This window comes from Psychroflexus sp. S27 (assembly GCF_002810405.1).
Lineage (GTDB): Bacteria > Bacteroidota > Bacteroidia > Flavobacteriales > Flavobacteriaceae > Psychroflexus > Psychroflexus halocasei_A.
Genome location: NZ_NEXQ01000008.1, coordinates 101741 through 121566, shown reverse-complemented (window position 1 = coordinate 121566; position 19826 = coordinate 101741). Strand labels below are relative to the sequence as shown.

Sequence of the window (19826 nt, the reverse complement as noted above, 5' to 3'; positions counted from 1 at the left end):
ATAAAATATCTCTCATGATCAAAAAGGTACTTTATTTTCCTTTAATCGCAGGATTGATGCTATCTATTGGCTCTTGTTCTGTTTTTGAAGGCAAAAAAGCGAAAGCCAAATCTGGCACAACTCAACAACAAAAATCAAAAGATAGCCCTAAACCTTATAGCAAAGTCATCACAAAGTCTGCAGAAACTGATGATGGACTTTTTAAGGTTCATCACATTGACCAAAAATATTACTATGAAATTCCTGACTCTCTTTTCAATAGAGAAATGCTCATGGTAACACGTATTGCCAAAACTGCCAAAGGCATTGGTTTTGGTGGCGGAAAGCAAAACGAACAAGTTTTACGTTGGCAAAAGAAAGGTGATCGCGTGAACTTAAGAGTGGTTTCTCACGAAATTTCAGCAGCTGACTCCCTTCCTGTTCATGAAGCAGTTGTCAATTCTAACTTCGAACCTATCCTTTACAGCTTTAAAGTTGAAGCTTACAAAAAAGACTCAGTTAACAACAACACTGTTATTGAAGTCACTGATTTATTTAACAAAGACGTTAAAGCAATTGGTCTTCAGCAAAGTCGTCGAAGTAACTATAAAATTTCTCGTTTAGACGGGTCACATTCTTACATAGATACGATTAGAAGTTACCCGAAAAATATTGAAGTTAGACACGTCAAAACATATAATGCAGGAAAACCTCCATCAAATTCAAGCACTGGTTCAATTAGTTTAGAGTTTTCAAACTCAATGATTTTACTTGATAAAGAACCAATGCAGCGTCGCTATTTCGACCAACGTGTTGGCTGGTTTACAAGTCGCCAAACAGATTACGGTCTTGAAGATCATAAATCTAAAACTGTAGAGTATCTTGATCGTTGGAGGCTTGAAGTAAAAGATGAAGACATTGAGAAATTTAAAAATGGTGAGCTCGTTGAGCCTAAAAAACAAATCGTTTATTATATAGACAGAGCGACACCTAAAAAATGGAGAAAATACATCAAGCAAGGTATTGAAGATTGGCAAGTTGCTTTTGAAGCTGCAGGATTTAAAAACGCTATAATTGCCAAAAATCCGCCTACAGTTGAAGAAGATCCTGATTGGAGCCCAGAAGATGCACGTTATTCAGTTGTACGCTATTTAGCATCTCCAATTCCAAACGCAAATGGTCCCCACGTGAGCGACCCACGTTCTGGAGAAATTATTGAAAGTGATATCAACTGGTATCATAATGTGATGACGCTTCTTAAAAATTGGTTCTTTATACAAACCGCAGCCATTAATCCTGATGCTCAAAAAATGAATTTTGATGATGAAGTGATGGGACGTTTAATTCGTTTTGTTTCTTCACACGAAGTTGGTCATACTTTAGGTTTACCACACAATATGGGAAGTAGCGTTGCTTACAAAGTTGAAGATTTACGCGATCCTGAGTTTACTGAAAAGTACGGAACTGCTCCATCAATTATGGATTACGCTCGTTTTAACTATATCGCACAACCAGGTGATGGAGATGTTGCTTTAATGCCAAACATTGGACCTTATGATAAATATTCTATCAACTGGGGTTACCGTCCTATTTTAGGCAAAACAGCAAAAGAAGAAAAAGAAATTCTTGACCAATGGATTTTAGAGAAAGCTGGCGATCCAAAATATAGATTTGGGAAACAACAAATCGGTGGCTTAATCGATCCTAGCTCACAAACAGAAGATTTAGGTGATGATTCTATGTTGGCTTCTGAATATGGTATCAAAAACCTTAAAAGAATTGTTCCTAATTTGACAAAATGGACTGCTGAAGATGGTAAAAACTATGATGATCTCGATCAAATGTACAACCAAGTTTTAAGTCAATTTAACCGTTATATGGGACATGTGACAGCTAATGTTGGTGGTGTTTATGAATATTACAAAACTTACGATCAAGATGGTGCGGTTTACGTTCACACACCAAGAGATAAGCAAGTTCGCGCAATGCAATTTTTAGATAAGCAATTGTTCGAAACACCTGAATGGCTATTAGATCACGAGATTTTTAATAAAATAGAATCTGACGGACATTTAGATCGTTTAAAATCTTACCAAGAACGCACGATTAATAATTTATTAGATTTTGGTCGTTTTGCGCGTATGATGGAAAATGAAGAAATGAATGATGATGCTTACACGCCTATCGAAATGATGGAAGACTTAAGATCATCATTATTTAAAGAATTAAGAAGAGGACAAGAAATATCAAGAGCGCGTCGTAACCTACAACGTGTATATATTTCTCGCATGGGCGAATTGATGACAGAAAAGCAATCAAGTTTGCCTGCAAAATACAGATCTTACATCAGTAGAAGTAATATCGATGTTGAAAACAGTGACATCAGAGCTTTAGTAAGAGGTGAATTAGTGACTTTGCAACGTGATTTAAAAACGGCTGCTAGAAGAACACGCGACACCATGACTCAATATCACATCAATGATGCGATTGAAAGAATAGAAATGATTTTAAACCCGAATGGGAAATAATTTTTCATGATTATTTGATTCTTAGAAATCCCGACTCCCTCATTTTGGAAGTCGGGATTTTCTTATTAAGCCAAAACTGCTTGAGCTTTCCATTCTTTTTTAAGTTGTTGTAAACTCACGAATAATTGCTCATAAGAGTCAATCACAAAGTAATCTTCCTGCATCACATCAGTTCTGAATTCTTTTTGCAAAATTGTATCCATTTCAAAAGGATGAAAATTAGCTTTCAACTCGGCAATTTGATTGGTCTCTCCAAAAGAAGATAAGATTCCTGCACCATAAGATTTGATGATTCCGTTTTCTTTAATCACACCAAACTCAATGGTAAACCAATACAGGCGTTGAAGTTGTTTTATTTTCTCTTTATCATTGATAAAATCACAGCCTAATTGTGCAAATTCTTGCATAAAAGCTGAAAAAATAGAATTACTCAATAATGGAACATGACCAAAAATATCATGAAACATATCAGGCTCTTCCAGATAATCTAAAGAGTCTTTACTGCGCAACCACGTCGATGAACAAAATTTCTTTTGAGCTAAGAGTTTGAAGAAATCCTCGACTTCTATCAAGCCTGGGACAACTTCTAAAGACCAAGAAGTTGAATCTTTAAACCACTCTCCTAGCTTGCTGAAATCTGGCAATTCATCCGCATTTAAAACTGGTTTCATCACATCAACCGCTTCAAGATATGTCTCACTTGCTTTGTTTGGAATGTTTTCTAATTGACGCTGGAAGAGTTTGTTCCAAACCCATAAATCTTCAGCTGTGTAAGTGTTCATGTCTTGTATCATAACTATTGTAAATAAAAAAATCCCGATTCGTTATGAATCGGGATTTGGTGAATATATTTTTAAATTTATTGTACTACCTACCGACTCTGGATTTCAGAATTGAAGAATAGTAATAATATGTCATTGTAAAATTTGTCATTGCTTAAGCAAATGTAGAATTATTTTTGAATAAAAAATAAAATTGATTAAATCTTTTCTTCAACAAGTTTTTCAGTCGTTAGTTCGTAATTTTTAATCACGTCCTCAAGTTTATCAATCACGTAGCTTTGAAAGTAACGTTTATTTCTGTTTTGAGTATTGCTTAAAGTAAACACAACTAAATCTTCATCAGGGACAAATGTTAAGCCATTTCTATAACCATCCCATATACCGTTGTGATAAATAATTCTTTTATCTTGATCTTTTTTAGTGCGGTAACCAATGCCATACTTGTAAAAATCAAACTCATCAGAGTTGAACATTAAATCAACAGTTTCTGGCTTTAAAATTTCTGCATTTTTAATTGCTTTAAACCATCGCCACAAGTTATCAGCAGATGCATAAACACCTTTATCACCAACAGCTCCATTATGGAAACTAGGCGCTAATTTAACATAACCACGTCCATAAGCTTGATAAGCCTTCGCTACATTATCTAAATCTCTATTCTCAAGTCCAACATAAGTTTCATTAATGTTGAGCGGTTTAAAGAATTCTTCTTCTAAATAATCTTCAAATTTATTTCCCGAAACACTTTCAACAATAGCCGCTAAAAGCACATAATTGGTATTGCTATATCTAAATCTAGAACCAGGTCTAAAGCTCAAACTCGTTTGATGCTGATTGATAAGTTTAACAACATCAAAATTATTTGGCGCTTCATCATTCTCCCAATAAGCTTCAGTTAAATACATATAATTCCATAAACCAGATCTATGCTTCAATAAGTCTTTAACGGTCAATTCAGGGAATTTAAAACCTGATAAATAAGTTGTCACGCTTTCGTTCAGGTTTACTAATTTATCATCATAAAGCTTCATAATAGCCGCGGCAGTGTACTGTTTGCTTACTGAAGCCAACTCAAATGATGTTGATGAATCTATTTCTGTCTTATTAATCGGGTCTTTAAATCCATAAGATGAGTTAAAAATAATTTGGTCTTTATAAGCGATTAGTAAAGAGCCGTTAAACCTCAACCGATTCGCTTTAGATTTCAGCTTTTCAGAAACCCGAGCAATATCAACAGCAAGTTCTTTCTTATAACTTATTTTAGATTTTACAGGTTTAGCAATATCTGCAACTGCAATAGAATCTACATCTGTATGTATAGCAGTAAAGCTGTTATTTCCTGGGGAAGGATGACTTGAAAACGCGTAATTAATAATAACAAAAAAGCCGACAACAAGTGATACTGTAAATAACTTTTTTGAGCTCAAAAAACCTAAACTCATAGACAATTTTTTCTTTAAGAGATGTCAAATATAGTTAATGTGTATAAATTACAATCTTAAATCGCTTCAAAATTAAGCTTTTATAAGTTTCAAAATAATTGCCCATATATATCGATTTGCTAAATTTGCATGACTAGAATTTTTGGTAAACCAAAGTTTATCGATTCATTATTAGAAATTAATAGACAAAACATGTTAGAAGTTAAAAACATTAAAGCCAACAAAGACGCTTATTGCGATGCGCTCAAAAAAAGAAATTTTGATGCTAAAGAAATTTTTGACGATATTCTTCGCTTAGATGAAGAAAGACGTTCAACGCAAGTTCAACTTGATGAAATTCTGTCACAATCTAACAATTTGTCCAAACAAATCGGTCAACTTTTTAAAGAAGGTGAAACTGAAAAAGCTAACCAACTGAAAGAAAAAACAACTCAATTAAAAGATGATTCTAAAGTGTTGTCTCAACAAATGAGCAAAATTTCTGAAGATTTACAAGAGTTACTTTACCAAGTGCCCAACGTTCCTCATGATTCTGTTCCAGCTGGTCAAGATGAAGAAGATAATGTTGAGATTTTTAAAGAAGGTGAAGTTCCTGAATTGTCTGAAAAAGCACTTCCGCACTGGGAGTTAGCCAAAAAATATGACTTAATTGATTTTGAACTCGGTAATAAAATTACTGGTGCTGGTTTTCCTGTTTTTAAAGGAAAAGGTGCGCGTTTACAAAGAGCTTTAATTAGTTATTTTCTTGATAAAAACACTGAAGCCGGTTACAGCGAACTCCAAGTTCCGCTTTTAGTTAACGAAGAATCTGGCTACGGAACTGGACAATTGCCCGATAAAGAAGGGCAAATGTATCACGTCACTGGAGATGATCTATACCTTATTCCAACCTCTGAGGTGCCGTTGACAAATATTTACCGAAATGATTTGCTTGAAGAAAAAAAGCTACCTATACAAATGACAACTTATACGCCTTGCTTTAGAAGAGAAGCAGGAAGCTATGGTGCACACGTTAGAGGCCTTAACAGACTGCACCAATTTGACAAAGTTGAACTCGTTAATGTTGTAAAACCTGAAAATTCTTACAAAGTTTTAGATGAAATGGTTGAACACGTCAAAGGCATTTTGAAAGAGCTTAAATTACCTTATCGTATTTTAAGGTTATGTGGAGGCGACCTAGGTTTTACATCTGCTTTAACCTACGATTTTGAATTATATTCAACAGCCCAAGAGCGTTGGTTAGAGATTTCTTCTGTTTCAAATTTCGAAACTTTTCAAGCAAACCGTTTAAAAATTAGATATAAAAATAAAGACAAGAAAAAAGAATTAGTCCATACACTTAACGGAAGTTCACTCGCATTACCACGTGTAATTGCTGGGCTTCTTGAAAACTGCCAAACTGATGAAGGCATCAAAATACCAGAAGTATTAGTACCTTACACTGGTTTTGAGTGGATTAAATAATCTTCTTGTAAAAATACAGAAAACAAAAAGCTGTCTTTTAAATTTAAAAGACAGCTTTTTTTGATTAAAATAAATCTTAAAAATCGTTTTCAACATAATTTTGATAAGCATCAAAAGAAAAAGCACCGCTGAATAATTTAATTGATTTCTTTAAAATTTCAGCAGCATGAGCCTCGCTGTAACCAAGACCAATTGCATAACGTTTAATCAATAAGGCTTCAACTTCATCCATCACTCCATCAACATAAATAACTTTTAGCAAATCATATAAATACTCTAATCTCTGATCTTTTGAACCGATTGAAAGAATAGAATAACCTGAAGGATCTTTCATAATCTTCTCATAATCTGAATCACTGATGCTAAGCTTTCGCTTAAAGCGGCGCAATAAATTTTCTTCAAGTTCTGTGATTTGACCATCTGAGGCAGCAAGACTTACTAAATTTGCGAAATGATAAAAGCGCATTTTTGCAGAATCTGATGTGTATAATTCTTTTGTCATGAATTTTGAATTTTTATTTTAAAGATAATATTTATTTTAAATTCTGTCTTACATTTGATTTTGTAATTTGCAATATGGCTAAAAAAATAATCGGTAGGAAAGACATCGCTAATTTCCCAGAATTAAGTTTACAACAAGTCGCGATCAAGATTGACACTGGTGCTTATACGTCTTCAATACATTGTGACGACTTTAAAGAAATCAACGGTCAATTGCATTGTCGATTTATTGATTCAAAAAATAAAAAAAATAACTATCAATCTCTCGTGATTAATAATTATAAAAAAATAAAGGTAAAAAGCAGTAATGGTGGTGTAGAAGAACGCTATCAAATCAAATCAAAAATTGAATTATTTCATAAAACATATCAAATTTCCCTTTCATTAACAGATCGTTCAACGATGAAAAATCCTGTTTTGATTGGCAGAAAATTCCTCAATAAGAAATTTATCGTTGATACTGATCTAAATAACCTCTCATTTAAAGCCCAGACATGAATATTAAAATTTTATCAAGAAACCAGAATCTATATTCGACAAGACGTTTAGTTGAAGCAGCCGAAAAACGCAAACACAATGTTCAAGTCATTGATCACCTTAAATGTGATTTAGTGATCGAAAAGCGCAAACCAAATATTTATTATAAAGGTGATTACATCACTGATACTGATGCGATAATTCCGCGTATTGGTGCATCGGTCACTTACTTCGGTACTGCAGTTGTCAGACAATTTGAAATGATGGGCGCTTTTTCAACAACCGATTCTGAGGCACTTGTAAGAAGTAGAGATAAATTAAGAAGCTTGCAAGTCTTGTCACGTGCTAAAATTGGTTTACCAAAAACAGTTTTCACCAATTACTCTCGTGATGTTGAAGGTTTGATAGAACACGTTGGCGGGACACCTTTGGTTGTCAAATTGCTTGAAGGAACACAAGGTTTGGGTGTGGTGTTAGCAGAAACAAAAAATGCAGCTAAATCTGTCATTGAAGCCTTTAACGGTTTAAAAGCAAGAGTGATAGTTCAAGAGTTTATTGAAGAAGCAAAAGGTGCTGATATTCGTGTTTTTGTTGTTGATGGTCACGTTATCGGTGCGATGAAGCGACAAGGTAAAGAAGGCGAATTCAGATCAAATTTGCATCAAGGTGGTTCGGCTGAAGTCGTTGAGCTTTCAGATGAAGAAGAAATTGCTGCTATCCGAGCTGCGAAAGCCATGCGTTTGGCGGTTGCCGGAGTTGATCTTATTCAAAGTTCACGTGGGCCTTTAATTCTTGAAGTTAATTCTTCGCCAGGACTTGAAGGCATTGAGAAAGCGACTGGAAAAGATATTGCGAAAAGCATTATTCAGTACATAGAAAAGAATGTGTAAATATGCCATACATTGACGAGCATAATATCCTGCATATTTTAGATCATGAAATATTGCCTGGTCAAAAAGCCAGAATAAATTTTAACACTGCTAAACTTTACACAAACACTGCCGTTGAAGTACCCGTCATCATTCAACGTGCTAAGCGAAAAGGTCCTGTTGTTCTTATCACAGCTGGCATTCACGGCGATGAAATTAATGGCGTTGAGATTGTCAGGCAGATTGTTGCCAAAGGCATCAACAAACCAAAATGCGGTACAATTATTTGTTTGCCAGTCATCAATGTTTTTGGTTTTCTAAATTTGTCACGCCAATTTCCTGATGGTCGCGATCTTAATCGTATGTTTCCAGGAACTAAAAAAGGCGCTTTAGCAAGTCGTTTAGCTTTTAGATTTTCAGAAGATATTTTACCCATTGCTGACTATTGTTTAGATTTTCATACAGGTGGCGCAAGTCGATTTAACGCAGCTCAAATCCGAATTACAGAAAACAATCCGCAGTTTGATGAGCTTGCGTCTATTTTCAACGCACCTTTCACAGTTTATTCTAAAACTCTAAAAAACTCATACCGATCAATCTGTGAGAAAAAAAATATTCCTATTCTACTTTTTGAAGGGGGAAAGTCTTTGGATAGAAATAAAGAAATCACAGCACATGGTGTTGAAGGTGTCAAACGAATTTTAAATCACCTGAATATGTTAAGTCTGAAAATTGAGGCGCCAAATCAAGAAGAAAAAAGTAAATTCATAACAAAAACAAAATGGATTCGCGCTAAATATAGCGGCCTTTTTCATCCTGAAATCGCTGTTGGTAAATATGTTGAGAAAGGTCAGATTATCGCCTATATCACAGATGCTTACGGCAGCTTACAACATAAAGTGAGAGCCTCTAACAATGGCTACCTTATCAATGTTAATCAAGCACCGATTGTTTATCAAGGTGATGCCATTTTTCATATTTCAACACAAATAAAATGACAAAAAACGAATTAAGAAAAAAATATAAAGCCAAAAGAAAAGAACTTTCTGAGCAGGAAATTGATCAATTCAGTCTTGAGATTGCCAATCAATGCTTGAATTTAGATATCTGGAATAAAAGACTTTATCACATTTTTTTAAGCATTACAAGACATCAGGAAATCAACACAGAATATTTGCTTCATGCCATTCAAGGAAAAGACAAAGATGTTGTGATTTCAAAAACAAAAAAAGATTTAGAGATGTCGCACTACCTCTTAACCGACTCGACACCAATTAAGATTAACAATTACGGAATTCCCGAACCGCAAGATGGTATTTCTATCAAAGCTGAAGATGTCGATGTGGTTTTTGTTCCGCTTTTAGCTTTCGACCAGCATGGAAATAGAGTTGGCTATGGCAAAGGCTATTATGATGTTTTTTTGGAACAATGCAGAAAAGATGTTATTAAAGTTGGTTTATCATTCTTTTCTGCTGAAGAAGAAATCGAAGCCCAAGCGCATGATCAACAATTAAATTACTGCGTCACTCCATCAAAAATATATGAATTCAAGAATTAAGCCGCTCAGAATAATTTTGAAATGAATTAGTTTTATATTTGCAAAAAATCAACCTCACTCATGAGTAAACTCTTAATTGTTGGAACAGTTGCCTTTGATGAAATTGAAACACCTTTCGGAAAAACAGATAAAATTCTCGGTGGCGCTGCGACATACATCGGATTGAGTGCCGCTAACTTTAATACAGAAAGTGCAATTGTATCAGTTGTTGGGCAAGATTTCCCAGAGAAACACCTCAACTTGTTTAGAGAACAAAACATTAATCTTGACGGACTTCAGGTTGTAGCAGACGGACGAACTTTCTTTTGGAAAGGTCGCTATCATAACGACATGAACACACGAGATACGCTTGAAACACAACTCAATGTGCTAGCAGATTTTGAACCAAAAGTCCCAGATCACTTTTTAGATTCAGACATAATCATGCTCGGCAATTTGCATCCTGCAGTTCAAATGTCTGTCATCGAGCAAGTCAAAGCTCCAAAACTGATTATCCTTGACACGATGATTTTTTGGATGGATACAACTTTGGATCTCTTGAAAGAGGTGATTGCAAAAATTGACGTGATTACGATTAACGACGAAGAAGCGCGACAGCTTTCTGGTGAATATTCATTAGTCAAAGCTGCCAAAAAAATACATGAAATGGGTCCCAAATATGTAGTTATCAAAAAGGGAGAACACGGCGCTTTGCTTTTTCATGATGATGAAATTTTCTTTGCTCCTGCCTTGCCTTTAGAAGAGGTTTTTGATCCAACAGGTGCAGGCGATACATTTGCGGGAGGATTTGCAGGATATTTAGCTGAAACAAAAGATACGTCTTTTGAAAATATGAAAAAAGCCATTGTTTATGGCTCGAACTTAGCTTCCTTTTGTGTTGAAAAATTTGGCACAGAAAGAATGAAAAATCTTGATATTGAAGAAATCAATGGGCGATTAAAAGAATTTAAATCGCTAACACAATTTGAAATAAATCTTACTTAAATAATTTAAGCCCTGAAATTTCGGGGCTTTTTTGTGCAGCTATGAGCGAACTAATAAAACATGAATGTGGAATTGCGCAACTCAGATTGCTCAAACCACTCAGCTATTACAAGGAGAAATACGGAACAGCATTTTATGGTATCAATAAAATGTATTTGATGATGGAAAAGCAGCACAATCGTGGTCAAGATGGTGCAGGTTTAGCCAGCATTAAACTTGATGTTAAACCTGGCAATCGTTACATCAGCCGTGTCCGATCAAACGCTGCGCAACCGATTCAAGATATTTTTGAGAAAGTCAATAACCGCATCAATCAAGGTTTAAAAGAAAATCCTGAATGGCTAAAAAGTGCTGAATTACAAAAAGAAAATCTACCTTATCTCGGTGAACTTTATTTGGGACACGTACGCTATGGAACTTTTGGGAAAAATAGCATCGAAAATGTTCATCCGTTTTTAAGACAAAATAACTGGATGCACAGAAACCTTATCGTTGCTGGGAATTTTAACCTCACCAATGTTAATGAACTTTTTGATAAACTTGTTAGCCTTGGCCAACATCCTAAAGAAAAAGCCGATACCATTACTGTGATGGAAAAAATCGGTCATTTTCTAGATAGTGAAGTTGAAAAACTTTATAAGAAATTAAAATCAAAAGGCTTTAACAAGCAACAAGCTTCACCGCATATTGTTGAGCAAATTAAAGTCCATAAAATTTTACGAAAAGCATCAAAAGATTGGGATGGCGGCTATGTTATGGCAGGCATGCTTGGGCATGGCGATGCTTTTGTTTTGCGTGATCCAAATGGCATCAGGCCAGCTTACTATTATATGGATGATGAAATTGTTGTAACAGCTTCAGAGCGCCCTGTAATACAAACAGCTTTTAATGTAGCTTATGATGATGTTAAAGAATTAAAGCCAGGACAAGCCATTATTACTCAAAAAAATGGTGAAGTTTACTTTAAACAAATCATCGAGGCTAAAGAAAGAAAGGCTTGTTCGTTTGAACGTATTTATTTCTCTCGCGGAAGCGATGCTGAAATTTATACTGAAAGAAAAAAATTAGGTTCTTTATTAATGCCTGAAGTTTTAAAAGCGATAGATTTTGACACCATCAATTCAGTGTTTTCATTTATACCAAACACAGCCGAAACATCATTCTACGGCATGGTTGAAGCCGCGCAAGATGAGCTTAACCGCCAGAAGAATCAAGCGATTTTAAAAGAAAAAGAAAATCTGACTGATGAGCGATTATCTGAAATATTAGCCCATCGTTTGCGCACAGAAAAAATTGCTGTTAAAGATGCTAAGCTCCGCACATTTATCACAGAAGATAGCAGTCGTGACGATTTGGTTGCTCATGTTTATGACGTGACTTATGGTGTTGTTAAACCAACAGATAATTTAGTAGTGATTGATGACAGTATCGTTCGTGGAACGACATTAAAGAAAAGTATCTTGAAGATGTTGGATCGATTGAATCCGAAAAAAATCATTATTGTTTCTTCTGCACCACAAATTCGCTATCCTGATTGTTACGGAATTGACATGGCACGCATTGATGATTTTGTGGCTTTTAAAGCAGCAAAAGCTTTACATCAAGATCGAGGCACTTATGATGAAGTTATTGAGTCAATTTACAAAAAATGTGTGGCTCAAAAAGATTTACCAAGCGCTGAGGTTGAAAATCATGTGAAAGAATTTTATCAATATTTCTCTGCCTCAGAAATTTCGAGTAAGATTGCAACTTTATTAAGCGATGATAGTATTTCGACAGAAGTTGAAGTGATTTATCAAAGCATAGAAAACTTACATGAAGCTTGCCCTAAAAATCTTGGTGACTGGTATTTTACAGGCAACTATCCAACGCCAGGAGGCAATAAGGTTGTCAATCGAGCGTTCATGAACTTCTATGAAGGTAAAGAAGATCGCGCTTATTAATTAAGTTGTAACTCAAAGATGAAAAAACGTATCCAGAAAATATTGGGCGACACCGACCAAAAAGAAATCCTGTCAAAGGGATTTTCTTTTTTGGGGTTTAGATTAGGTGGAACTTTGATTGGATACTTTTTCACTCTTTTTATTACACAAAAATTTGGTGCTGATATTTACGGTATTATCGCCTTAGGCTTTTCTGTTTTTTTAATTATTAGTGTAATTGGTAGACTTGGTTTAGATATTAACCTAGTGCGTTTCTTCTCAGAAGACAATAACAACTCTGAAACTGGTATTTTCTATAAATCTGTTTTCAAATCTTTTTTAGTCAGTTTTATTTTAGCAAGTATCATTTATTTTCTCAAAGAGCCTTTAGTTATGAAGGTTTTCAGGGAACCTAAACCTGAGCTTCTGCCCTATTTACCATGGATATTAGCAGCAATACCCTTTTGGTCTTTGGGCTTAGTAAGTGCTGGTTATTTTAGAGCCAAAAAACAAAATCAAGCCTTTGCATTTTTCAATAATCCAAGTCGGTTTTTATTTGGCTTAATTATTTTATTGATTTTATACAATCTTGATCAAGATCCAATAATCATTGTTAAAGCTCACTTTTATGGTGTTTTGATCACAAGCTTATTAAGCTTTGGTTTAGTAACTTATCAAATAAAGAATATATCTTTTAAATCTGAAATGAGTTCGTGGAACTTTATCAAAGATTCACTTCCGATGATGTTATCTTCATCTATCTTAATTCTTCTAGGTTGGATGGATACTTTCATTATGGGAATTTATGAAGATACTGAAAGTGTTGGTATTTATAACATTAGTTTAAAAGTTGCAACTTTGACAACTTTTACTTTACAAGCCATCAACTCAATTTTGGCTCCTAAAATCGCAAAGAGTTATGCTGCAGATGAAGAGCAAAATTATAAAAAATTGATTTCTTTTTCAACCAAGCTAAACTTCCTTATCACTGTCGCTGTAATGTTGATTATTGTTATATTTCATGATTTTCTGTTGGGGATATTTGGCGAAGAGTTTAAAGCTGGCTATATCATACTTTTCATTTTTTGTGCAGGACAACTAGTCAATTCACTATCGGGCTCAGTAGGTATAATTATGCAGATGATTGGTAAGCAAAAAGTTTATCAAAACTTTGTTATCATTGCATTATTCATCAATTTAGCATTAACTTTTATACTAACTCCCCTATATGGTGGCATAGGCGCTGCTGTTTCAACAGTAATTAGTATGGTTTTTTGGAATATTGGTTGTGCTGTTTACTTAAAAAAGAAAATGAATATTAGGTCTTATTATGATCCTAGAATAAAAAATTAAACTGGCTCATTAAATTTATTGTACAAATGATGATTAACCGCCTTAAATCAAAAACTCCGCTTTTAGTTGTAAAGATTTATGATACAATTCAATTAGGCTATCGTTTCATTTTTAAAAGGAAAAGGAAAACAGTAGAGCATGACTTTAAAGAACCTTTTTTCATTATTGGCTGTGGGAGATCTGGAAACACTTTACTTAGATCCATGCTTATTTCTGGTGGGGAAGCTTCAATTCCTCCTGAATCATATGTGTGGCCTAGAATAATCAGGATTTACGAGACTTATAATTTTTTACCTTGGGAAAAAATATGCTCATTAATTATCGCAGAGTTTGAAGCCTACAAAGAGTTTTACACTTGGGAAATTAATTTGTTCAAGGCCCATGAAAAAGCGAGACGCTTACCAAAAAGCAAGAGAAGCTTATCTTACATTATACAAGTTGTGTATTCAACATATCAAGAAGAAAAAAATGAAGAGCACAGGCTATGGGGTGATAAAACACCCATCAATACTCTATTCATTGATAAGATATTAAAGGTGTATCCTAAGGCTAAATATATACACATTTTAAGAGAACCTAAAGATGTTACTAGCTCCTATGTAAAAGCTGGACTTTACGAAAAACATAAAGATGCAGCTAATTTCTGGATATCAGCAATAGAAAAAGTCAGCTCTTTAAAAAAGAAAATACAACCAAACAAATTCCATCAAGTTCAATATGAAAACCTTGTGAGGTTTCCAGAGCATGAACTCAAAAAGATTTGTAAATTCTTGAACATGTCCTATTCCCCTAAAATGCTTGACTTCTGGAAAAATAAAGACTCTTTAGGTGATGTTAAATATGGAAAGCATCATGCTAATATTGGAAGTCCCATAAATGAAGATTCAATAGGAAAATGGAAAGATGTATTAAATGAAGAACAAGAAAACATTATTGATGAACTAACTGAAAGCTTATATCAGAATATTAAAAATTAGGTTTCTATAGCGATATCGAGCCTTCATTTAAGTAATTCATCTAACCTAATTATTAACTTTTCTGCCACAATATCTTTTTTATAATTCTCTGCAGAATTTATTGCTTGTTGACACATCTCTTCTCTTTCTAAAACACTTTTTTGCGCAAATGCATGAATGTACTTGCTAAGTTGGTCACTATTTTTAGGTTGAAATAAATAACCATTAACTTCATGCTCAATGTAAGTTGATGGTCCTGCCATATTACATGCAATTACAGGTGTCCCGCAAGACATTGCTTCAACCCCAGTTAACCCTAAACTTTCACCTTCTCTATATGTTGGAAAAATATACAAGTCAAAATCGTTATAAAGATGGATTAACTCATTCTGTTTTACAAAACCTAAAAAATTGACTTGTGATAATTTATTCTCTTTTAAATAAGATTTGATTTGTTCCTCATCAGGACCTTTACCTGCAATCGTTGCTTTGAATAAAACTCCTTTTTTTTGAAGTTTAACTAAAGCTTCTAAAAAAGTTTTCCATCCTTTTTCTTCTATGAAACGAGAAACAAAGCCTAAATGTAAATTTTTCTCATGATTTTTATTATTCTTTACATAAAAGACCTTTGGATCAACACCTCCAGATGGAGAAGCGTAAACATCATGGTCAGATAAAAAAGGATAGTTTTTTAAAACTTCTTTTTTGAAATAAGAGGAAGGTACAACGACTAAATCTACTCTTTTTAGTATGGTACATGCAATTCTCTTTAAAAACTTTTGATTCTCGAGATGAACGATATCATTACCATGTGTATTAATCACCCATTTTTTACTTTTAAAAGGAATCAAGAAAAACAATATAGGTATATGATGCGTTAAGTAATGTAGATATAAAACGTCGTAAGATTTAAAGGTGAAATTTTTAAGAATTGACAAATAGTGAGTTATATATTTAACTGACTTTTTAAAAGCTGAATTAGATTTCCCTTTAATAACAGATACGGCAGAAAACTCAACACCTTGTGCTTCAACCTCCTCTTTAAAGTTTTTAACAAAAACGCCAAATAAGCCATCATTTTGAGAAGGATACATGTTGGATATTAAAAATATTTTCATAGTAAGTTGTATCTACAAATTTACTTTTAACCACTTATTTGTAAAGCTTAAAGTCGTAAATTTGCCAAAAGTAGTTTTTTATCTTGAGAGTACCAATTAGTGTTTTAGACAGATTCATCTTATTTTTACTAAGCTTAACTGTATTGGTAGATATGGTTAATGGATTCTTTATTATGGAGTTTGTCAAACTACCGATTAGTCAATTCTTTAAACTTTCTGTGATCATCCTTATGCTATTAAGATTAACCTCTAATAAGGAAATTGTTTTTGCACTTTTAATTCTCATATCTTTTCAAATTAGTCCTCTGATAGGACTAATAAAAACAGGCGATTTATCTTATTATATAAAAGATGTTATAGTTGCTGCAAAATGGTTTACAGTGCCTTTGAGTTTTTTATTTTTTAAAAAAATATTTCAGTCCTCTCGTATAGAATTATTAATACCATGGATAAAAAGAATAGTTACTTTTTCTTTAGTATTCATTACTATCAATCTATTATTAGGAAGTATAGGCTTAGGCATGTCATTTTACCATCATGGCTATGGAAATGCTGTTGGAACAAAAGGATATATTTATGCCGGTAATGAATTAAGCATATTAGTGCTATGCTTAGCCTTTATAACTGCAATTTATCTTAAAGAGAAGAAACAAATTTTAAAAGTCATATTTTCTGGAATTATTTTTTTATTTTTTGCATTTCTTATCACTTCTAAGACTGTTATTTTTGGCGTATTGTTAATGTTTTTATTACCTTGGATAAGCTCTATTAAAAGGAAGATTAAAAAAAAATGGATTAACCGTTTGTTTCTTTTTGTTTTAATAGGTATTCCTCTAATAAGTTACCTTTTTTACGTTACAGTTAATAACTCAGGTATATTAAAAAAGCTTGAATATTCCATGCGGAAAAATAATAATGATCTATTAACTGTGTTTTTATCAAACAGAAACAACTTTTTACAAAAAGGTATTGAGGTTTTTTCAGATTATACTTGGTATGAGAAAATTTTAGGTTTAGGACAAAATTATTTTTTAAGTTTAGCTGGAAAAATTCCTGAAATGGATTTTTTCACTTTACTTTTTACCTCTGGGTTTCTAGGTCTAATGACTCTAATGATAACAATTTCCTATTATTTTTTAAACGCAATGCATTTGAGAAAGCTTCCTAAATATATCTTTGCTAAACACACTCTAGCATTTTTAATTTTCTTAATTATAATAGCTAATTTGAGTGGGCATATATTTGGCTCAGGAATTGCAGCTTTTTTTATAGGAGGTAGTATTGCTATAATGTTTTTAAAACGGGAACAATGAAAGCACAAGCTTTAACAAATATAACAAAACTGCTTTTATTCTTTGCGGTATTCTTTTTACCCTTAAAGACATCGCTAAGTAATATAGGTGTCATAGGTCTACTTTTTACACATGTTTTGTCTTTTATATTTTATGGTATAAACCACGAGAATAAAGTGCTAAAAAGGTTTCTTTATTTTTCACCTTTTATACTGATTGTTCCTGTCATTTTAGGCATAACCTATAGTCCACTACCTAAAGAAGCTTTTAATGAGATCACCAAATACATATTTTTACTCATCTTTCCGGTGATGCTCTTTAGGAAAGATCTCTCTAATATAAATTTCCATAATATCATCAAAAAAAGCTTGATAACTGGCTGTTTATTAAGCGGATTAGTACTATTAAGTATAAACTTTTATAACTTTTCACTTCAAGAGTTACCTATAACAAAACTTTTCAGCAGCCACTTTACTGGTTTTAGGTTTTTATCTCCTTGGGGTGAAAATTTACACCCTATTTATGTTGGTTCTTATTTCATTATGTCTTTGAGTTTTATCTTTTTTGCAGAACTCAGAGTACATGTACTATTAAAGATTGCCAGTGCTTTAATTATTGTTACCTCTATCGTTTTTATCAACTCTAGAATTATCTTTTTTTCACTATTAGTATTGTTTTTTCTATTAGCATTAGAAAAATTACATTGGAAAGTTTTTGCCTTTACTTTAACGACTTTACTCATAGCAGCGATTTTGATTATGCCCTACTTTAAGCAAACTTACATTTATAATAAAGCTGTCAATGGAACTATCTGGGAGCTAGAAAATAACATAGGGACACACAATACCGATACTAAAACGACTTCTGATTCCAGAATGTCACGCTGGATTGTGGGTTGGGAACTTTTTAAAGAAAAACCAATTTTAGGTCATGGCTCAGGAACTGAAAATGAAGTATTATTAGAGAAGTATAAAGAAAATGACATGAAGTTATCTGTCTCCCAATCCTACAATGCTCACAATCAAATTTTGGGTTACCTCATTCGTTTTGGACTCATCGGAGCTCTTTCAATAATTATCTTTTTTATTGGAAATTGTTATATCGCACTAAAACAGAGAGATTTAGTATATATTTCTTTTTTCGTACTTATAGGAGCGATTTTTTGTATAGAAAACTATGTAGATAGGAATATGGGCATCAATTTTATCGTTCTCTTAGGTTCAACTTTTTTAATTAGACGTCATGATTAAGAAAACATATTTTTTGATTTATCTTCTTTTTTTTAAAAACAGCCCCGAAGACTATAGACCTTATAGCTTATTTTTTCCAAAAATAAGACAATGGCTAGTTACTCGTTATTTAAAAAATTGCGGTAAGGAACTCAGAGTAAAAAAAGGAGCAGAAATATCTCCAAACTCTTCTGTAGGTAATTACTCAGAATTAGGAACAAGAGCTTTAATCCAGGCAAATGTTAGTATAGGAGATAACGTAATTATGGGGCCAGATATCAAAATCTACTCAAGAAACCATAAGTTTGATAAGTTAGATATCCCTATACAACAACAAGGGAAAAACTATTATAAAACAAGTATAGGGAATGATGTTTGGATAGGTGCAAATGTGATCATTACTGCGGGATGCACCATTGGTAATCATGTAGTTATAGCTGCTGGTGCAGTAGTGACACAGGACATTCCTGATTACGCTATAGCAGGAGGAGTTCCTTCAAAAGTTTTAAAGTTTAGAAATGCCAAATAGAATTAATTTAATTTATTTACTGGGCGCAGGAAGAAGTGGCACCACATTACTGGCTACTTTACTCAACAATCACCATCAGATTGAAACTCTTGGAGAGATGCATCAATTCTATGAGTTTTTAGATGATAACAAAAATTGTTCTTGTGGAGAGAAGCTTATAAACTGTAATGAATGGAGTATACCATCAAAATTTTTAACATGTAACATTCAACATCGTAAAAAAATTTCTAAAGAAGAGGAAGCACATCGACAAATTCCAAAGTTGCTATTGAGTAATTCAAAGCATCAAGAATATTTAGATATACATGAAGAAACATTTAAATCAATTCATCAACAACGCAAAAGTAAATGGTATGTTGACTCTTCTAAGTATATTGCACGATTCCTATTGCTAAAAAAAAGCAAAGAACTTAATGTAAAAGGTATTTATCTTGTTAGAGACTCTCGAGGTGTGGTGCATTCTTTTCAAAAAAAAGTACAAACCTCTAAATCTCCTTTTAAGGCCTTAGTATATTACAACATCATTAATTTTTTTGCAGAATTGGTTTATCGAACAAAAAAAAATATACTTAAAGTAAAGTATGAAGATTTGGTTGAGAAACCTGAAGAAACTTTAGCGAATATTTATACGCATATTTTTGAAGAGGAAACATCAATTAAAAAACTACCTCTATATTTTAAGATGCCTCATATCGTCGGAGGCAATCGAATGAAAACAAATCAAAAAATAAAAATTCAACCCGATAAAAAATGGAAAAATATTGAAAGACAAAAACAATTACTATATTATCTCTTAAGTTTGCCCTTTGGAATAATTAATAAAAATAAATTTTAAAATAAAAC

The 19826-nt window shown here is 33.2% G+C and carries 18 protein-coding genes; 14 read left to right on the top strand and 4 right to left on the bottom strand.

Features of this window, described 5'->3' with window-relative positions:
* Positions 1 to 14: 14 nt before the first annotated feature.
* Entirely contained in the window at positions 15 to 2507 is a 2493-nt protein-coding gene (locus CAP47_RS01675) for a zinc-dependent metalloprotease (RefSeq protein WP_100775115.1), read from the top strand.
* Positions 2508 to 2572: 65 nt separating this feature from the next.
* On the opposite strand, the gene CAP47_RS01670 is transcribed toward CAP47_RS01675, so the two are convergent.
* Complete coding sequence (locus tag CAP47_RS01670) at positions 2573 to 3301, bottom strand: phenylalanine-4-hydroxylase (protein WP_238140927.1); 729 nt, start codon at positions 3299 to 3301, stop codon at positions 2573 to 2575.
* 185 nt (positions 3302 to 3486) lie between these two features.
* Positions 3487 to 4731: a serine hydrolase domain-containing protein gene (locus CAP47_RS01665; RefSeq protein WP_100775114.1), complete on the bottom strand. Its 1245-nt coding sequence runs from the start codon at positions 4729 to 4731 to the stop codon at positions 3487 to 3489.
* Between the two features lie 192 nt (positions 4732 to 4923).
* Here CAP47_RS01665 and serS point away from each other — a divergent pair, with 192 nt between their 5' ends.
* Positions 4924 to 6195 carry a serine--tRNA ligase gene (gene serS / locus CAP47_RS01660; RefSeq protein WP_100775146.1) on the top strand — a complete coding sequence of 424 codons (1272 nt, stop codon included), beginning with the start codon at positions 4924 to 4926 and terminating at the stop codon, positions 6193 to 6195.
* Positions 6196 to 6271: 76 nt separating this feature from the next.
* Here serS and CAP47_RS01655 read toward each other — a convergent pair whose 3' ends face one another.
* The gene (locus tag CAP47_RS01655; protein WP_100775113.1) at positions 6272 to 6697 is read right to left on the bottom strand and encodes a TerB family tellurite resistance protein; all 426 of its coding nucleotides are present in this window, start codon (positions 6695 to 6697) and stop codon (positions 6272 to 6274) included.
* A gap of 74 nt (positions 6698 to 6771) precedes the next feature.
* On the opposite strand from CAP47_RS01655, the gene CAP47_RS01650 reads away from it, so the two are divergent.
* Genes CAP47_RS01650 through CAP47_RS01615 form a run of 8 tightly spaced genes read left to right on the top strand, consistent with a single transcriptional unit; the run spans position 6772 to position 14836 of the window.
* Positions 6772 to 7194, top strand: a complete 423-nt coding sequence (locus CAP47_RS01650; RefSeq protein ID WP_100775112.1) for an ATP-dependent zinc protease — start codon at positions 6772 to 6774, stop codon at positions 7192 to 7194.
* The gene (gene rimK / locus CAP47_RS01645; protein ID WP_100775111.1) at positions 7191 to 8063 is read left to right on the top strand and encodes a 30S ribosomal protein S6--L-glutamate ligase; all 873 of its coding nucleotides are present in this window, start codon (positions 7191 to 7193) and stop codon (positions 8061 to 8063) included. Before CAP47_RS01650 ends, rimK begins: the two co-directional genes overlap by 4 nt.
* Positions 8064 to 8065: 2 nt before the next feature.
* On the top strand, positions 8066 to 9040 hold the full coding sequence (locus CAP47_RS01640) for a succinylglutamate desuccinylase/aspartoacylase family protein (protein ID WP_100775110.1): 975 nt from the start codon (positions 8066 to 8068) through the stop codon (positions 9038 to 9040).
* Complete coding sequence (locus CAP47_RS01635) at positions 9037 to 9600, top strand: 5-formyltetrahydrofolate cyclo-ligase (protein WP_100775109.1); 564 nt, start codon at positions 9037 to 9039, stop codon at positions 9598 to 9600. Before CAP47_RS01640 ends, CAP47_RS01635 begins: the two co-directional genes overlap by 4 nt.
* Before the next feature lie 60 nt (positions 9601 to 9660).
* On the top strand, positions 9661 to 10584 hold the full coding sequence (locus CAP47_RS01630) for a PfkB family carbohydrate kinase (RefSeq protein WP_100775108.1): 924 nt from the start codon (positions 9661 to 9663) through the stop codon (positions 10582 to 10584).
* Between the two features lie 41 nt (positions 10585 to 10625).
* Positions 10626 to 12527 carry an amidophosphoribosyltransferase gene (locus CAP47_RS01625; RefSeq protein WP_100775107.1) on the top strand — a complete coding sequence of 634 codons (1902 nt, stop codon included), beginning with the start codon at positions 10626 to 10628 and terminating at the stop codon, positions 12525 to 12527.
* Between the two features lie 18 nt (positions 12528 to 12545).
* Positions 12546 to 13859 (top strand): flippase, encoded by a 1314-nt coding sequence (locus CAP47_RS01620; RefSeq protein ID WP_100775106.1) that lies wholly within the window; start codon positions 12546 to 12548, stop codon positions 13857 to 13859.
* Between the two features lie 26 nt (positions 13860 to 13885).
* The gene (locus tag CAP47_RS01615) at positions 13886 to 14836 is read left to right on the top strand and encodes a sulfotransferase family protein (RefSeq protein WP_100775105.1); all 951 of its coding nucleotides are present in this window, start codon (positions 13886 to 13888) and stop codon (positions 14834 to 14836) included.
* A 23-nt stretch (positions 14837 to 14859) separates the two neighbouring features.
* Here the strand turns inward: CAP47_RS01615 and CAP47_RS01610 are convergent, their stop codons facing one another.
* On the bottom strand, positions 14860 to 15933 hold the full coding sequence (locus CAP47_RS01610) for a glycosyltransferase family 4 protein (RefSeq protein WP_100775104.1): 1074 nt from the start codon (positions 15931 to 15933) through the stop codon (positions 14860 to 14862).
* An 83-nt stretch (positions 15934 to 16016) separates the two neighbouring features.
* Between CAP47_RS01610 and CAP47_RS01605 the strand changes: the two genes are divergently transcribed.
* Genes CAP47_RS01605 through CAP47_RS01590 form a run of 4 tightly spaced genes read left to right on the top strand, consistent with a single transcriptional unit; the run spans position 16017 to position 19818 of the window.
* Positions 16017 to 17246 (top strand): O-antigen ligase family protein, encoded by a 1230-nt coding sequence (locus tag CAP47_RS01605; RefSeq protein WP_153043470.1) that lies wholly within the window; start codon positions 16017 to 16019, stop codon positions 17244 to 17246.
* Positions 17243 to 18475, top strand: coding sequence for an O-antigen ligase family protein (locus CAP47_RS01600; RefSeq protein ID WP_100775102.1), 1233 nt, complete (start codon positions 17243 to 17245; stop codon positions 18473 to 18475). Before CAP47_RS01605 ends, CAP47_RS01600 begins: the two co-directional genes overlap by 4 nt.
* The gene (locus CAP47_RS01595; protein WP_100775101.1) at positions 18468 to 18983 is read left to right on the top strand and encodes an acyltransferase; all 516 of its coding nucleotides are present in this window, start codon (positions 18468 to 18470) and stop codon (positions 18981 to 18983) included. The genes CAP47_RS01600 and CAP47_RS01595 overlap by 8 nt, the downstream gene beginning before the upstream one ends.
* Positions 18973 to 19818, top strand: a complete 846-nt coding sequence (locus tag CAP47_RS01590) for a sulfotransferase (protein WP_100775100.1) — start codon at positions 18973 to 18975, stop codon at positions 19816 to 19818. The genes CAP47_RS01595 and CAP47_RS01590 overlap by 11 nt, the downstream gene beginning before the upstream one ends.
* Positions 19819 to 19826 lie beyond the last annotated feature (8 nt).

What these genes read in the sequence shown, in the direction of transcription:
- CAP47_RS01640 (WP_100775110.1), top strand. Translation starts at nt 8,066, where the DNA reads ATGCCATACATTGACGAGCATAATATCCTGCATATTTTAGATCATGAA.
- CAP47_RS01625 (WP_100775107.1), top strand. Translation starts at nt 10,626, where the DNA reads ATGAGCGAACTAATAAAACATGAATGTGGAATTGCGCAACTCAGATTG.
- CAP47_RS01610 (WP_100775104.1), bottom strand. Translation starts at nt 15,933, where the DNA reads ATGAAAATATTTTTAATATCCAACATGTATCCTTCTCAAAATGATGGC.
- CAP47_RS01650 (WP_100775112.1), top strand. Translation starts at nt 6,772, where the DNA reads ATGGCTAAAAAAATAATCGGTAGGAAAGACATCGCTAATTTCCCAGAA.
- CAP47_RS01595 (WP_100775101.1), top strand. Translation starts at nt 18,468, where the DNA reads ATGATTAAGAAAACATATTTTTTGATTTATCTTCTTTTTTTTAAAAAC.
- CAP47_RS01615 (WP_100775105.1), top strand. Translation starts at nt 13,886, where the DNA reads ATGATGATTAACCGCCTTAAATCAAAAACTCCGCTTTTAGTTGTAAAG.
- CAP47_RS01675 (WP_100775115.1), top strand. Translation starts at nt 15, where the DNA reads ATGATCAAAAAGGTACTTTATTTTCCTTTAATCGCAGGATTGATGCTA.
- CAP47_RS01630 (WP_100775108.1), top strand. Translation starts at nt 9,661, where the DNA reads ATGAGTAAACTCTTAATTGTTGGAACAGTTGCCTTTGATGAAATTGAA.
- CAP47_RS01635 (WP_100775109.1), top strand. Translation starts at nt 9,037, where the DNA reads ATGACAAAAAACGAATTAAGAAAAAAATATAAAGCCAAAAGAAAAGAA.
- CAP47_RS01670 (WP_238140927.1), bottom strand. Translation starts at nt 3,301, where the DNA reads ATGATACAAGACATGAACACTTACACAGCTGAAGATTTATGGGTTTGG.
- CAP47_RS01655 (WP_100775113.1), bottom strand. Translation starts at nt 6,697, where the DNA reads ATGACAAAAGAATTATACACATCAGATTCTGCAAAAATGCGCTTTTAT.
- rimK (WP_100775111.1), top strand. Translation starts at nt 7,191, where the DNA reads ATGAATATTAAAATTTTATCAAGAAACCAGAATCTATATTCGACAAGA.
- serS (WP_100775146.1), top strand. Translation starts at nt 4,924, where the DNA reads ATGTTAGAAGTTAAAAACATTAAAGCCAACAAAGACGCTTATTGCGAT.
- CAP47_RS01590 (WP_100775100.1), top strand. Translation starts at nt 18,973, where the DNA reads ATGCCAAATAGAATTAATTTAATTTATTTACTGGGCGCAGGAAGAAGT.
- CAP47_RS01600 (WP_100775102.1), top strand. Translation starts at nt 17,243, where the DNA reads ATGAAAGCACAAGCTTTAACAAATATAACAAAACTGCTTTTATTCTTT.
- CAP47_RS01665 (WP_100775114.1), bottom strand. Translation starts at nt 4,731, where the DNA reads ATGAGTTTAGGTTTTTTGAGCTCAAAAAAGTTATTTACAGTATCACTT.
- CAP47_RS01620 (WP_100775106.1), top strand. Translation starts at nt 12,546, where the DNA reads ATGAAAAAACGTATCCAGAAAATATTGGGCGACACCGACCAAAAAGAA.